This window comes from Nocardia brasiliensis IFM 10847 (assembly GCF_000710915.1).
In the GTDB taxonomy this organism is placed as follows: domain Bacteria; phylum Actinomycetota; class Actinomycetes; order Mycobacteriales; family Mycobacteriaceae; genus Nocardia; species Nocardia brasiliensis_A.
The window spans coordinates 19,722-33,987 of record NZ_BAUA01000089.1 but is presented as its reverse complement, the minus strand read 5'-3'; the positions used below and the strand labels follow the sequence as shown (position 1 = coordinate 33,987).

Genomic DNA, 14,266 nt, shown 5'->3' with positions numbered 1-14,266 from the left:
ATATGGGGGCCGATGGTCCGTGCGGGTGTCCACACCGCTTAACGTCGCGTCTGCACGACAGCACGACAGTTGGTGAGGAAGGTGGCGGCGAGCGTGGTGGATACCCAGGCGAAGCTGGATGAATTGGTCAAGATCCTGGCGATCGCTGCGGAGCCGGCGGGGGAGGCCGGTATCGCCAAGCGCGAGAAGAAGAGTATTCCCAGCGTCCGGCAGCGGGTGCACATGCTGCTCGACCCCGGAACGTTCATCGAGACCAGCGCCCTGGCCCGGCAACCCGATCAGAAGGACGCGCTCTACGGCGACGGACTGGTCACCGGACGGGGGCTGATCGGCGGGCGTCCGGTGGTGGTGATCGCGCACGATCAGACCGTCTACGGCGGCTCTGTCGGTATCACGTCCGCACGAAAGTTCATGCGGGCGTTGCAGTTCGCGTTCGACAACGCCTGCCCGGTGGTGACCATCAACGACTCCGGCGGCGCCCGGATCCAGGACGCGGTCGGCTCGATCGCCTCGTTCGGCGACATCTCCCGGGTGCTGGAGAAACTGTCCGGCTATGTCCCACAGGTCTCGATCATCCTCGGCAAGTGCGCGGCGGGCTCGGTGTACGGGCCGATCAACACCGATGTGCTGATCGGCACCCGGGATTCCTACATGTTCGTCACCGGCCCCGAGGTGATCAAAGCCGTCAACGGCGAGGACATCACCGCCGAGGCGCTCGGCGGTGCGAAGGTGCAGGCCGAACGCGGCACCCTGCATCATGTGGCCGAGACCGAAGAGCAGGCCTACGAGTGGGCCCGGCAGTACCTGAGCTACATGCCCACGAGTTGCCTCGAACAGCCGCTGATCGTGAATCCCGGCCTGGAGCCCGAGATCACCGCCACCGACCGGGAACTCGACACGATCATCCCCGACTCCGACCGGACCGGGTACGACATGCACGAGATCCTGCTGCGGATCTTCGACGACGGCGAATTCCACGAGATCCGTGCGGCATTCGCACCGAACCTGATCACCGGCTTCGCCCGGGTCGACGGCGTTCCGGTCGGCGTGATCGCCAATCAGCCTCTGGTACTGGGTGGTTCGATCGATGCCGCTTGCTCGGACAAGTCGACCTACTTCATCCGGCTCTGCGACGCGTTCAACATTCCGCTGGTGTTCGTCGTCGACACCCCCGGCGTGCTGCCCGGTCTCGAACAGGAGGCCAACGGCGTGATCATCCGCGGCGGGCGGGTCCCGCGCGCGATCATCGAGGCCACGGTGCCGATCATCAATCTCGTGGTGCGCAAGTCCTACGGCGGGGCCTACGGCATGATGGCGGCCCGGCAGGTGGGCGCCGATATCAGTTTCGCCTGGCCGACGGCCCGGATCGCGGTGATCGGCGCGGAGAGCGCGGTCGATCTCATCGGCAAGCGGCAACTGGCGGCGGTGCCGGAGGAACAGCGAGCCGCCGCGCGCGAATTCATGGTCAACCACTACAACGAGACGATCGCGACCCCGTGGATCGCCGCCGAACGCGGGTACATCGATGCCGTCATCGAACCTTCCCGCACCCGCCTGGAGATCCGGCACGCACTGCGCCTGCTCCGCGAAAAGCCCACGGTCAAGCCGGAATTCAACCCACGCAAGCATGCCGTGTATCCGATGTGATACCGGTCGAATCGCAGGCTCCGGTCCGGGTCCTGCGATTCGATTCGCGCACTCGGGCTGGACAGTCGGCGCGATTACCGCAATGATCGCCCGGTACTTGCTGTCCGACTTCGGGGGTTGTTTGCATGTCTTCGATACGAAAGTCCGCGCTCGCCATGGTGATTCCGGTGGCGGGCGCGATCGCCGGCGCCGCCGCCGGACCCGCGCACGCGGCGGGGAATCTCTACGGTGCGATCGCCGTGGGCACGCACCAGATCGGCTATGTCACCGACTATCCGACCCAGGCGGCCGCGGACCAGGCCGCCAAGGACGCCTGCGGCGTCGCGTACTGCTCGGTCAAATTGCAGATCAAGAACAGTTGCGGCGCTGCGGCCCAATTCGATTCACGCGGGCTGTGGGGGCCGGTGACCACCTTCTACTACGGCACGGGTGCGACGGCCGCCGACGCCGAGCGCATGGCCCTCGAGCAGGTGCCCCATACCCCGTTCGGCACCATGATGGGCCTCGCCCTGGGCAGTTCGATGCACCTGGACCCGTTCATCCGGGCCACCGTCTGCACGTCGAACGCGGGATGAGGGCGAGCGCATGACGGTCTCGAGCAAATTCGCCGCGGTCATGGCCGTGTCCGCCGTCGCCTGGGCCATCCTCGGCAGTGGTGCGGGCACCGCCACCGCGGCCGGAGATCTGTACGGCGCCATCGCCGTCGCACCGATGAAAGTCGGTGAGGCCACCGACTATCCGACCCAATTCGAGGCGGATCAGGCGGCCCTGGCGGCCTGCGGTGACGGAGTGTGCCACATCGTGGCCCGGATCCACAACGAATGCGGCGCGGTCGCCGAAGTCGACGGGCGCACCCCACTCGGCACCTCGCCCATGTACTTCGCGGGCACCGGCCGCACGGCGGCCGAGGCGGAGGGCAACGCGCTACGGCTCGCCGGCCCGAACGTCGGCACGCCGCTGCTGGAAATCGTGAGACCCGCCTTCATCCTCGACACCATCTGCACCTCGAACGCGGGCTAGACAGGGCCTAGCGGCGCCCCGAGTTCACCCGGGCCACTGGTGAACTCGGGTCTGCGGCACCACCGGCGGCGCCTGCTGTTGCTGTGGCTGCGGCCGCTGCTGGACCGGCGGCGCGAGCACCGGCGGCGCCGGCTGCGCGGGCGAGAGAGTGTCGCCGGACGGCGCGATATCGTCCGGCGGTGGGACATCCGCGGGCAACGGTGCCGATGTCACGGCGGCGGCAGTCGGTGCGACCGTTGTCGTCGGAGCCGGTGTCTTCGCTGAAGTCTGTTCCCGCACAACAGAGGTCGTCGGCCCCTCGGCAGGCGACGCATCGTTTCCGCGCACCGCGAACACCGTCGCGATGACCACTCCCACCCCGGTCACCAGCACCCCAGCCGCCACCGCGATCCGCCGCCGACTCCCCCAACTCTTCTGCCCCGAAAGGGATTTCGTACCTGCGGGCGTCGAGGAATGCGCTCCCACCGCACCACGCACAACAGTGGGTGCCAAGCGATCTGCACCAGCATCGCCGATCCGCACCACTCGGGCGTTCTGCGGCCGCACACGTGGCTCGCCACCTGCGCCGGCGGTCTCAGCGGGATCACCACTTACGGGCGGCGACACATTCGCCGCCGCACGGCCCGCGGCAGGCACCGCCCCGCCGAAGTCGTTGCCGACCGTCGGGGCCGATCGAGCCGACTCGTCGACGCCGGTTCGCGGCCCCACGTTCGCGGCCGGTGGGACCTGCGCTCCGTCGCCCGCTGCGAGAGGGATAGCGGCCGAGCCGGACGCGAAGGTCGTCGGTGCCGGTTCGTGGCGAGCGCTGACCGAAAAAGGCTCCGGCCGTGAGGTTTCCACGGGCCGGGGGGCAGGGGCGAGGGCTCGGGCGGTTGCCTCGGCGAGGGCGGTACAGCTGTCGTAGCGGTCCCGGGGCGACTTCGCCATGGCCGTGGCGATGACGGTGTCGAGGGCGGCGGGGAGGTCGGGGCGACGCGCACGCGGGGTGGGCGGCGGGGCGGCCAGGTGTGCGCCGATCACCGCCGCCTGATCTTTGCGCGAGAACGGATGCTGTCCGGTCAAGAGCTGAAAGAGGGTGCAGCCCAGCGAATACACGTCGGCGCGATGGTCGGCGACCGCGTCACTGAAACGTTCCGGTGCCGCGTACGCGAAAGTGGCGGCGATACCGGACAACGTCACCGTGTCATCGAGCGTGCGCGCGATCCCGAAATCGGTGAGCACCGCGCGTTCCCCGTGCCGGACATCGTTCTCGATGAGCAGGTTGGCCGGCTTCACGTCGCGGTGCAGGACCCCTTGTGCGTGCGCGTAGTCCAGCGCGTGCGCGGCGTCGGTGAGCAACCGCACCACCCGCTCCGGCGCGAGCCCGTCCGGATGATCGCCGAGCAAGCCCGCCGCGTCGCCGCCGTCGATGTAGCGCATCGCCAGCCACAGCGCCGGGTCGTCGGCGGCACTGCGGTCGTAGACGGAGACGATGTTCGGGTGCTCCAGCCCGGCGGCCAGGCGCGCCTCCCGATCGAAGGCCGAGCGCGTTTTCCGGTCGGCATTGAAGCTCTCGGTCAGCACCTTCAGCGCCACCCGCCGCGGCATCCGCGGATGCCGCGCCAGATACACGGTCCCCATTCCGCCCGCACCGAGCACCCGCTCGATGGTGAACCCGGCGAACCGAGCCCCCGGCTGCAAAACCACGACGTTCCTCCCCGGCAACCTGACGGACCGGACACCCGAATCCGTGCCGCGACCCCGGAGAGAATCTAGCCGACGCCAGGCCGCCGCGGAGCCCACCGAGTGCCGGTGCCCGTCGCACGGGATAGACCCGATGCTCGGCCCGGTCCATCCCCCAACCGGCCCGAACTTCTCCGGCACCCGGCCGCATCGCTGGCACACGCGCCACTCGCCGGTTTGCTTCCGGCCGATCGGATGTCACATTCAGCCGCTCGGCCCGGCACCGAACCTGTTGTCCCGCAGTAGCGTTGCGTACGACCAGTTGGTTCGCGCGGCCACCCCTTGCCACACGAGAACCCCGCGTCACGCAGACGCCCATATCGACAGGCTGCTGGCCGCCGAGACGAACGGGACGGAAACCAGCTCGAATGAGCAGTACGACAGCAACGATCGAAAATACCGACCGCGCCGTGGTGATCGGCGCCAGTATCGCCGGACTGGCAGCCGCACAGGCACTTTCGGACACCTTCGCGCACGTCACCGTCGTGGAGCGGGACGTGCTCCCGGCCGGTGCCGGGCACCGGCGGGCCGTGCCACAGGACAAGCACGTCCATTCCCTGCTCGCCGCAGGCGCGATCGCCCTCGAGAACCTGTTTCCCGGCTTCGGCGACGATATGGTGCTCGCCGGCGCCGTTCCGTTCTGGTCCGGTGTCGACTGGTACCTCGACGGACACCGCATTCAGGCGCCGCCGCAACGTGGACGCGGTGTAGTGTCGAGCCGTTCCCTGCTCGAATCGATACTGCGGGACCGGGTTGCCGCCCTGCCGAACGTCACGTTCGTCGACAACTGTGCCGTGCTGAATCCGGTCGCGACGACGGACCGCCGCCGCGTGACCGGTGTGCTGCTGGCATCGCAAGCGCGCGGCGGCACGCCCACCCTGCTGCCGGCAGATCTCGTGGTGGACGCGAGCGGCCGCGGCGGTCGGTCGGCCATTTGGTTGACAGAGCTCGGTTTCCAGCCGCCGCGGGAATCCAAGATGACCGTCGAGACGACCTATGTGACACGCTCGTACCGACGCGAGCCACAGCACTTGGACGGCCGGCCCGGTACCATCGTCAGCCCGTTCCCCGGGTCGCCGTGCGGCGGGTTCCTGCTCGCCCAGGAGAACGACGAGTTCATCTTCACCCTCGGCGGCCTCTTCGGCGCACAACCACCGATGGACGACGACGCCCTCCTGACGTTCGCACAGTCGCTGCCCGTCGACGATTTCGCGGACTTCCTGCGCACCGCGACGCGTATCAGTGATCCGGTCAAGATGCGCTACCCGACCAGTGTCCGCCGCCACTACGAAGAACTCGATGAGTTCCCGGCCGGATATCTCGTCCTCGGCGACGCGGTGTGCAGCTTCAATCCGGTGCACGGGCACGGCATGTCGATTGCCGCCCTGTCGGCCGTGATCCTGCGTGATCTACTCGCAGCGGGTCCGAACGATCTGGCACAGCGGTTCTTTCGAGCGGTCGCCGGCCCGATCGAGGCCACGTGGACGTTCGCGACCAGGATGGATTCGCGGTTCCCGGCGTCGGGTGTCGCACCTACCCTCGAGAGCAGATTGCTCGACCGCTATATCGCACGCATGGCTCGGGCGGCCGCGACCGACGACCTAGTGGCGGCGGCCGTGGTCAGCGTGCTCCAACTGACCGCGACCCCGGACACGCTCCTCGCTCCCGCGGTGCTGGGACGGGTGTTGTCACATGTGGGCGAGTCCGCCATGGCGGGTTGAATCTCGGTGACGTTCACAACTGCCGGACGCGCAGCACGCCCGTCAGCAGCGGAAGGACGAATTCGCCAGTGCTCGTCTCCGGTGTGCTCGCGAGGAACGCGCGGATGCGGCCGAGGGCGGCCGCGCGTTCCGGTTCCGGCATGACCAGCATGCCCGCGCGCGTCGCCAGTGTCGCGACGAGGGCGTCGGCCGTGCGCCGCTGCCCGTGCGGAAACTCGGACTGTTCCGGCGCACCGAATCGTGCGGGCAGGGCGGTGTCCGGCAGATGCAAGTTCGCGGTGGCGGCCCGCCAGTTGGTGCGGGTGTCCCGCGGGCCGATTGCGGCACTGCCGCTGACCTTTTCGAGTCCGGCCACCCAATCGACCCGGTCGTCCATGACGTTCCACAGTCCGGCCAGCATGCCGCCGGGCGCGAGGACCCTGGCTATTTCGGGACCCGCGACACCCATATCGAACCAATGCATGGCATTACCCGCCAGCACCGCGTCGACGGACCCGTCCGGCAGCGGAATCGACTCGGCGCTGCCCGGCAACGCACGGACGGACGGCAGGGCACGGCGCAACTCGGCCAGCATCGCCGGATCGGGTTCCACGGCGACGACATCGGCGTCCAAGGTCACCAAAGTGCCGGTCAGCTTGCCGGTTCCGGCCCCGAGATCCAGCACTCGCGGCCCGGGCGCGCGTTCCAGCGCCCAGCGCACCGCGGCGGGCGCGTAGTCCGGGCGGTGCGCGGCGTACGCCTGCGCCGCGGCGCCGAACGACGAGGCATGCACCCTCCGCACGTCCTGCTCCATAGCGTCACCCTAGTTGCAGGGCGGATACCACGCCGCCGCAATGACATCGGCCCGCGAGGCGGCGTCACACGGCGGATCAGCCTGCCGCCGCCCTCTGTGTGCCTTCCGCTCAGCGGCCGGAGTTCGCCGCGTCCATCGCGTCCATCTGGTCGGCGGCGTTGCGCTGGCCGGTGGCGTAATCGGCGAACGTGGTGGACATCTGATCGATCGCCGCGAGCAAGTTCTCCCTGGCGGCGAGATAGCCTTTCTCGCCCTGGGCGAACTTGTTGCCGAAACTGTCCTTCCCCCAGGGGGTGCCGGAACCGGCCACCGTGGTGCGAAGGGTGCCCAGCGTGCGCGAGATGCTGTCGTGGATCCGATCGCAGTCACCTGCGGCCCGGCGCAATTGGTTCGTGTCGACCTCGACCTTGTCGGCCACCGTTTATTCCTCTCCCTGTGCATTCGGGTTCGTTCAGAGCTTGAAAGGCACGTCCACCGGTGGTTTTTCGTCGCCCCCGCCCGGCTCTGCGTTGTCCGGCCCGGTGGGCTCGAGCACCCACACCGAGTCGTCCGGAGCTTCGGGCCCGTGGAACGGCCTGGGCAGCGGCGCCCAATGCGGCAGCTGTTTCGGCCGGGTCTTGCTCTTCATGTCCTTGCCGGGTCCGAGGAACGGGTCCTGCGCCCCGGTGCCCGGGTTGACCTGCGTACCAGGGTTGTTCGTGCCACCGCCGCCCTGTGTGGAACCACCCCGGCCGGACGGCGGATCGGTGATCGAGGAGCCCGCACTGGAGGAACCGCCGGAACCGTTCGAGTGCTGGCCGGCCGGACCACCCTGCACCGAACCACCCGGTACCGATCCACCCGGAACATGGCTGCCCGCAGGCGATCCGGTGCCCGCCGTGGCGGCGCGCCCGGGTGCGGCCGGCGCACTCCCGTCCACTACCGAACCGTGACTGCTCGGCGGCCGCCATCCGCCGTCGACCGATGCCTGCCACGAAGTGGGTGGGACGAAACCGTTACGTCCCGAAGACCCTGCGGTGCTGTTGGATCCATGCACCGACGCCTGACCACTGCCACCCGTGCCCGCAGCACCACCGGCCGACCCGTGCACGGACGGCTGACCGTTACCACCTGAGACCGCAGAGCCACCGCCTGTTGACCCGGGCACGGACGACTGACTACCGCCACCGGAAACCACGGCACCGCCACCCGCCGAACCGTGCACGGACGGCTGGCCGCTGCCACCGGAGACCGCGGAACCGCCGCCTGTGGACCCGTGCACCGACTGACCACTGCCGAGGGACTCCTGCGCCGAATGGAACGAATCCCGCGCGGTGTGGAACGACTGCCCGTCGCTGTCGACCGTCCCCCGGCCGGTGTGACCGGTGTGAAAGGACCGCCCCTCGCTGTCCAGCGTGCCGCGACCGTCGCTGTGCACGGACCGGCCGTCACCGTCCACGCTCGCGCGACTGTTCGTCTCGCCGCGCACCGACGTGCCGTCAGCCGGATGGACCGCGGCACCCTGCGAGCCACGCACCGACGGCTGCGACTGTTGTGATCCGACGGCGCTTTCGGTCACCGAGCGCGCCGGACCCGTGCCGTGCGAACTGCCGTCACCGGACGAACCGGCCGCGCGCGAGCCTGCGCTGTGTGAACCGCCCTGTGTCCCTTGCGCGCCCGAGCCCACCGACCCTTCGCCGACCGAGATCGGGCGGCTCCCGCCGCTGCCGCTGCGCTGCGAATCCCCGTGTGCTCCCTGACCGCCCGACACCGCCGACGCACCTGTGGCCGAACCGGCACGAGTGCCACCGCTTCCGTTCAAGGACCGCAACGGAATCGACGAACCGCCAGACCCGCGGCTCGAGCCGTCGTGCACCGACGAACCACCGCGGCTCGCCGCATCGGACGCCGGGCTGCGCGGAGCGCCGGGCTTGTGCATCCACAGCGGGTACCGCACATCGGACGAGGAGATCGGGCTCGACTTGGCGAAGGCGCCACGCGCGCCGCCGACGAGCCCGCCCCGCGCGATACCGCCGACCCACCCGGTCGGAGACGCGAACGACGACCAGTCCCCGGTCGCCACCCCCACCGCGAGATTGCCCGTCGCCGAGCCCACCACGCCGGACGCCGCGCCGATGAACGCACCCCGTCCGGTGCGCCCCCAGACATTGTCCAGCGAGCGCGCACCGAACTTGTCGATCCCCCGGCCGAGGTAGCGCGCGAACTCGCGCGAGGGCAGGGTACTCGCCACCGAGGCGAAGACCGATACGCCGAATTCCTTGCCGTCGAAGTGCCGCCGCTTCCCGTCCGCCATCTGGCCGAGTTGCACGGCCGCGTTCAGTCCCCCCGAGGTGAGGGCACTTTCGCCGAATTTCACCGTGTAGACGCCCCAGCCTTTCGCGGTCGGCAGCACGAAACGCCCGCCCGCCAACGACTTCCAGAAGTATCGCTTCTCCGCCGAGGCGCCCAGTTTGCGCGCCAACCTGGTGATCGCGTTCTGCACCATGTCCTCGAACACCCGCAGGAACGAGCGGGTGTAGCTGACCGCCGCGGCTTCGACCACGGGTGCGGTCGGTGGAAACAGCCATGCCCACAGGATTTCCATGGCCAGCCAGCACAGCGAGATGATGATGGTCAGTTTGGTCGCCTGCAGCTGGGTGCCCAGATCGAAGGTCGAGTCCGAAATCTGCTGTAGCAGTTGCGCCAGCGACTCCAAAGACTGGTCACCGTTGCGGAGCCCGTCGAAGAGCCGTCCCATCGCCTCGCTCGCCGCGCCCTGCGGATAGGCGAGCATCGTCTGCTGCTTGGCCGCATCGATCTGCGAAAGTTGCGCCTGCAGTTCCTCGCTCGCGGTCTTCCAGGCCGCGGCGATCGCCCACATGGCGTCCTCGTCGCCGTCGGGCCAGGTCGATCCGGCGATCCAGCCGAGCCAGCGGAGCTCCTCCGGGAGATACAAACTCATCAGACCCGCTCCGCCCCGTCCGCGCTGCGACCATCAAACCCACAGCGCCCCAGCACATCTGACCGCATGCCTACACAAGCAAGCAGTCAGCCGGGCCGCCGCAGTCCACGATGACGCACACCGCGCCCCCGCCACTACCCCCCGCCCCACCTCGTCTCCACAATTTCACCCACCGGTCACCGGCGCGCGTTGTGGACGTTCCCGGGGCGGATGGTCAGCCCCGCCTTCATCGCCGAGGCCGACGCGGCGGCGCACGCGGTGACGGCCGGCCGGATTCAGAGTTCGGCCGCCGCGGCGATCATGAGATCCCGAGATCGCTGCGGGGTTTCGGCTTGCACGGCGAGCCGGTCCATCACTTCGCGATAGAGCCGGACCTCTTCCGGGCGATCCAGATAGAGGGCGGTGGTGAGCTGTTCCAGATACACGATGTCGGGCAGCTCGCGCTCGGCGAAACGCAGCATCGTGAACGAGCTGCCCGCCGCCGCGTTCGCGCCGGTCCGGTAGGACAGCACCTGGATCGTCACGCTCGGCTTGGCCGACATCTCGATGAGGTGCTCGAGCTGCGCGCGCTGCACCTGCCTACCGCCGACCGGGCGGTGCAGCACGGCCTCGTCCAGCACCGCCCACAGCATCGGCCCGCCGGGCACGTCGAGGATCTCCTGGCGTTTCGTGCGCAGCTCCACCCGGCGCGCCGCCTGTACATCGATGTGCTGACCCGTGCCGCGCTGTTCGGCGCGCCGCACGGCTTCGCTGTTCTGGTGGCCTACCGCGACGACGGCCGCGGCGTAGTCCTCGGTTTGCAGCAGGCCCGGAACCAGTTGTCCCTCAAAGGTTCTGATCGTGCGAGCCGCACCCTCGAGGCCGATGTAGGTCTCGAACCATTGCGGCAGCAGATCGCTGTACCGGTGCCACCAGCCCGGTTGGTTCGCTTTGCGCGCCAGATCGACGAACTTGTCGCGCTGTTCGGTGTCGGTGACCCCGTACAGACTCAGCAGGTCGACGATGTCGCGTTCTTTGAAGCCGGTTCGACCGAGCTCGAGCCGGCTGATCTTGGCGTACGAGCCGCGGATGTGATCCGCCGCGACCTGCGGCGTGATGCCTCGGGCTTCGCGCAATTTGCGCAGTTGACCGCCCACCGCGATGCGCAGCGCCGTCGGACCGCGTTCGGCGACACTGGAATCGACGCCGATGCGGCTCGGTTGTGCGGCCATGAGCTTCTACTCCGATGTTGGAAACCACCGACGGCGCGCGCGCCCGTCACCGTCGCAAACAACACCGTATCCACGCCGATCATAGCTTTTTACGACGCACACTGGTACTTCCCGACGGTTCCCCGCCGGAACCCACTGCCGAGATCTGACACCGGGCGCGGGCTCGGAGGCCGACAGCTAACCACCGGACAACAGGGCCTGAGACCGGACGCAGTGCGGCCTCGCGTACCGTGTGGAGGATTTTGCGGGAAAACGGAGAGTAGTCGACCCCTTCCCTTCTCAACATATAGCTCACCGGGGCCCTTGCGGCAAGACCCGGGGTGTGCCGCAGAATTGCCGAGCTGAAGCATCAACTGCGGACTTTTGGGAGTAATGCGTGACCGACATCGACGTGATCATCGTGGGCGCCGGACCGACCGGCCTGACGCTGGCCGCCGAATCGAGCCTGGCCGGTGTCCGGCCGCTGGTGCTGGAGAAGCACCTGACACCCCGAGACGTCCCCAAGGCCAGCGGCATCGCCGGCCAGATCCTGGACGTCCTGCGCTACCGCGGCATCCTCGACCGTTTCGAGGCCGCCAGCAGCAACCCGCACATCGCCGCGCGGTTCCCCTTCGGTGGCACCCATTTGGACTTCACCGAGTTGGCCGATCCACCGTTGCGCGCGGTGCCGCTGCCGCAGATGGAGATCGAGCGCCTGCTCGCCGAGCGCGCCGGTGAGCTCGGCGCCGAGATCCGTCGCGGCCACCAGGTGGTCGGACTGCGCCAGGACGAGACCGCGGTCACCGTGGAAGTGCGGGGCCCGGACGGGCCGTACGAGCTGACCGCGCGATACCTGGTGGGTTGCGACGGCGGCCGCAGCGGCATCCGCGAGCTCGCCGGTATCGCGTTCCCGGGCACCACCTATCCGGAGGTGAATCGCGTTGCCCAAGTGTCCGTTGGGGATTCGGTCACGGTGCACGACAACGGCGATATCGAGGTCCCCGGCCTCGGCCGGCTGCCCTTCGGGTTCAACCGGACCGACCGCGGCATGTTCGCGTTCGCGCCCAATCCGGGTGGGCTGTTCCTGCAGACGGTGGAGGACGACACGACCGACTACGACGACGACGAGCCGCTGACCCTGGCCGAACTCGCCGACAGCGTGCGGCGGGTGCTCGGCGTCGACCTGCCGATGTTGGATCCGAAACGCCTGTCCCGCTTCACCTTCAAGGATCGGCAGGCCGAAACCTACCGTGCCGGGCGTGTGCTGCTGGCCGGTGACGCGGCGCATCTGCTGCCCGCCACCGGCACCGCGCTCAACGTCGGCATGATCGACGCGGTCAACCTGGCCTGGAAACTGGCCGCCGACGTGCAGGGCTGGGCGCCGGCCGGACTGCTGGACACTTACCACGAGGAACGTCATTTCGCCGGGGCGCGGGCTCGGTTGCAGACCCGGGCTCAGGTCGCGCTGCGCCGCGGGCAGGACGAGGCCGCAGAGGCGCTGCGCACGGTGTTCCAGGAAATACTCGGCGACGAACCGGCCCTGCGCCGCATCGGCGCCATGGTCGGCGGCACCGACATTCGCTACCCGATGCCCGGCGACCACGCCCTGACGGGCACCTTCGTCCCCGATCTCCCCCTGCACACCGACCGCAGCGCGACGAGCGTCGCCGAACTCATGCGCGGCGGGCGGGCGGTACTGCTCGTCTTGGCAGATCGGCCCGAGTTCGCCGAGATCGGCCGGAAGTGGCTGCACCGCATCGAGATTCAGGCCGCCAAGACCGACGAGCAGCTGGCCGACGCACTGCTGATCCGCCCGGACGGCCACATCGCCTGGGCCGCGAGGGCGGGCGAGCCCGCCGACACCGCCGCGGCGAGCCTGCACGAGGCGTTGGCGCACTGGTTCGGCGCCGCTGCCTGATCGGTTCGACCGCAGGTGAGTCGTCGGACCCGTAGGTCTACCGGTCCGGCGGCTCACCATCCGAGCAGCCCGATCCGGGTACCGCCAGGAGACCGAGACCGGCGAGCAGAAGCAACACCGCCAGCAGATGCTGCCCCGCCAGCAGTGCCACCGCGGCCGAGAACAAGGCGCGCCTGCCGAAGACCCGGAACAGCCGCACGACATCGGTATCGGGATCGTCCGGCGCAGGCCCCAGTTCGCTAGGGTTCGCGACAGGTTTAGTCACCACGGCATCTCGATTCCGCCTCGCTTCGGTCTGCGGCGTGAAACCAGCACGCCAGGTACCTAGCGTCACCTAACGGTCGCCCAGCCACAATGCGCAATCCACGCATGCAGCCTCAGGCAGCGCCTTAGGCTGACTGGGTGCACTACGACCTGGTCGACCTGCGGCTGTTCCTCGACGTCGTCTCGGAGGGGTCCATCACGGCGGGCGCGCAACGGATGCACCTGAGCCTGCCTTCGGCCAGCGCGCGGATCCGCGCGCTGGAACATCAGGCCGGTTTGCCGCTGCTGATCCGTGGCCGTCGCGGCGTCCGCCCGACTCCCGCGGGTACCACGCTGGCACGGCATGCACGGGAGGTGCTGCGGCAGACCGCGCGGCTGGACAGCGCGCTGGCCGGCTACACGAGTTCACCCGAGGTCGCACTCACTCTGCTCAGCGGCGGCGGCGCGATGCATCAGATCGTGCCGCGGGCCTTGATCTCGTTCCTGCGTGCGCAACCGGGCATCGATGTCGTTGTCGCGGAACGCCGTACCCCGCAAATGGTCCGGATGCTCACCGATGGCGCGGCCGACCTCGGCATCGTGATCGGCAACGAGGCCGGCGATTGCGGGCTGCGGGTAGAACCGCTCTGCGACGGCTCACTCGTGGCCATCGGACAGGCGGGTGGAATCCTCACGGGAAGAACGATGCTGACCTTCCGGGAAGTCGCCGAGCATCCCCTGGTCGGTCTGGATACCGGCTCGTCGCTGCAGCAGTGGATCGAACAGCACGTCGGGGTGCAGGGCGGTCCGCTGCCCCGCTACCGCACCCGCGTCGCCGACCTCACCACCGTCATCACGCTCGTCGCCGCGGGCGTCGGCCTGGCGATCGTCCCCCGCAACGCGATCCACGCCGACTCCACCCTCGACCTGTGCGAGCTGTCCGACGCCTGGTCCCACCGCCACCACCTGATCGCCTGGGGCAGTAAGGCCGACCTCGACTCCCCTGCCCTGACCGCGCTCGCCGACCACATCCGCTTGGCCGCCACCACGCAGACCGCTTGACCGCCTCGG

12 protein-coding genes are annotated in these 14,266 nt (G+C 68.9%); 6 read left to right on the top strand and 6 right to left on the bottom strand.

The genetic code is table 11. The features are described from left to right. Nucleotides 1-93 precede the first annotated feature (93 nt). From NBRGI_RS19250 to NBRGI_RS43970, 3 genes are all read left to right on the top strand, one after another. Nucleotides 94-1,647: an acyl-CoA carboxylase subunit beta gene (locus NBRGI_RS19250; protein WP_162836672.1), complete on the top strand. Its 1,554-nt coding sequence runs from the start codon at nucleotides 94-96 to the stop codon at nucleotides 1,645-1,647. Nucleotides 1,648-1,772: 125 nt separating this feature from the next. Beyond that, nucleotides 1,773-2,222 carry a DUF4189 domain-containing protein gene (locus NBRGI_RS43975; RefSeq protein WP_081878146.1) on the top strand — a complete coding sequence of 150 codons (450 nt, stop codon included), beginning with the start codon at nucleotides 1,773-1,775 and terminating at the stop codon, nucleotides 2,220-2,222. A 10-nt stretch (nucleotides 2,223-2,232) separates the two neighbouring features. After that, nucleotides 2,233-2,667 carry a DUF4189 domain-containing protein gene (locus tag NBRGI_RS43970; RefSeq protein ID WP_036559852.1) on the top strand — a complete coding sequence of 145 codons (435 nt, stop codon included), beginning with the start codon at nucleotides 2,233-2,235 and terminating at the stop codon, nucleotides 2,665-2,667. 24 nt (nucleotides 2,668-2,691) lie between these two features. Here the strand turns inward: NBRGI_RS43970 and NBRGI_RS45290 are convergent, their stop codons facing one another. Next, on the bottom strand, nucleotides 2,692-4,353 hold the full coding sequence (locus tag NBRGI_RS45290) for a serine/threonine-protein kinase (RefSeq protein ID WP_051727887.1): 1,662 nt from the start codon (nucleotides 4,351-4,353) through the stop codon (nucleotides 2,692-2,694). 404 nt (nucleotides 4,354-4,757) lie between these two features. Between NBRGI_RS45290 and NBRGI_RS19230 the strand changes: the two genes are divergently transcribed. Continuing rightward, nucleotides 4,758-6,110, top strand: a complete 1,353-nt coding sequence (locus tag NBRGI_RS19230; protein WP_029898232.1) for an NAD(P)/FAD-dependent oxidoreductase — start codon at nucleotides 4,758-4,760, stop codon at nucleotides 6,108-6,110. Nucleotides 6,111-6,123: 13 nt separating this feature from the next. Here the strand turns inward: NBRGI_RS19230 and NBRGI_RS19225 are convergent, their stop codons facing one another. The 4 genes from NBRGI_RS19225 to NBRGI_RS19210 form a co-directional block, all read right to left on the bottom strand. Beyond that, nucleotides 6,124-6,903, bottom strand: a complete 780-nt coding sequence (locus NBRGI_RS19225; protein ID WP_029898230.1) for a class I SAM-dependent methyltransferase — start codon at nucleotides 6,901-6,903, stop codon at nucleotides 6,124-6,126. Between the two features lie 109 nt (nucleotides 6,904-7,012). After that, nucleotides 7,013-7,321: a type VII secretion target gene (locus tag NBRGI_RS19220; RefSeq protein ID WP_029898227.1), complete on the bottom strand. Its 309-nt coding sequence runs from the start codon at nucleotides 7,319-7,321 to the stop codon at nucleotides 7,013-7,015. 33 nt (nucleotides 7,322-7,354) lie between these two features. Continuing rightward, nucleotides 7,355-9,844 carry a WXG100-like domain-containing protein gene (locus NBRGI_RS19215; RefSeq protein ID WP_029898225.1) on the bottom strand — a complete coding sequence of 830 codons (2,490 nt, stop codon included), beginning with the start codon at nucleotides 9,842-9,844 and terminating at the stop codon, nucleotides 7,355-7,357. A 275-nt stretch (nucleotides 9,845-10,119) separates the two neighbouring features. After that, nucleotides 10,120-11,055, bottom strand: coding sequence for a helix-turn-helix domain-containing protein (locus NBRGI_RS19210; protein ID WP_029898223.1), 936 nt, complete (start codon nucleotides 11,053-11,055; stop codon nucleotides 10,120-10,122). Nucleotides 11,056-11,431: 376 nt separating this feature from the next. On the opposite strand from NBRGI_RS19210, the gene NBRGI_RS19205 reads away from it, so the two are divergent. Further along, nucleotides 11,432-12,952, top strand: coding sequence for an FAD-dependent monooxygenase (locus NBRGI_RS19205; protein WP_029898221.1), 1,521 nt, complete (start codon nucleotides 11,432-11,434; stop codon nucleotides 12,950-12,952). A 37-nt stretch (nucleotides 12,953-12,989) separates the two neighbouring features. Here the strand turns inward: NBRGI_RS19205 and NBRGI_RS47555 are convergent, their stop codons facing one another. After that, nucleotides 12,990-13,217: a hypothetical protein gene (locus NBRGI_RS47555; protein WP_148310877.1), complete on the bottom strand. Its 228-nt coding sequence runs from the start codon at nucleotides 13,215-13,217 to the stop codon at nucleotides 12,990-12,992. A 137-nt stretch (nucleotides 13,218-13,354) separates the two neighbouring features. Between NBRGI_RS47555 and NBRGI_RS19195 the strand changes: the two genes are divergently transcribed. Further along, nucleotides 13,355-14,257, top strand: coding sequence for a LysR family transcriptional regulator (locus NBRGI_RS19195; protein WP_029898219.1), 903 nt, complete (start codon nucleotides 13,355-13,357; stop codon nucleotides 14,255-14,257). Nucleotides 14,258-14,266: the final 9 nt, after the last annotated feature.

Bases quoted from the DNA above. Each gene is read 5' to 3' on its own strand.
- NBRGI_RS19225 (WP_029898230.1), bottom strand. From the start codon at position 6,903: ATGGAGCAGGACGTGCGGAGGGTGCATGCCTCGTCGTTCGGCGCCGCG.
- NBRGI_RS43975 (WP_081878146.1), top strand. From the start codon at position 1,773: ATGTCTTCGATACGAAAGTCCGCGCTCGCCATGGTGATTCCGGTGGCG.
- NBRGI_RS19210 (WP_029898223.1), bottom strand. From the start codon at position 11,055: ATGGCCGCACAACCGAGCCGCATCGGCGTCGATTCCAGTGTCGCCGAA.
- NBRGI_RS19215 (WP_029898225.1), bottom strand. From the start codon at position 9,844: ATGAGTTTGTATCTCCCGGAGGAGCTCCGCTGGCTCGGCTGGATCGCC.
- NBRGI_RS43970 (WP_036559852.1), top strand. From the start codon at position 2,233: ATGACGGTCTCGAGCAAATTCGCCGCGGTCATGGCCGTGTCCGCCGTC.
- NBRGI_RS19230 (WP_029898232.1), top strand. From the start codon at position 4,758: ATGAGCAGTACGACAGCAACGATCGAAAATACCGACCGCGCCGTGGTG.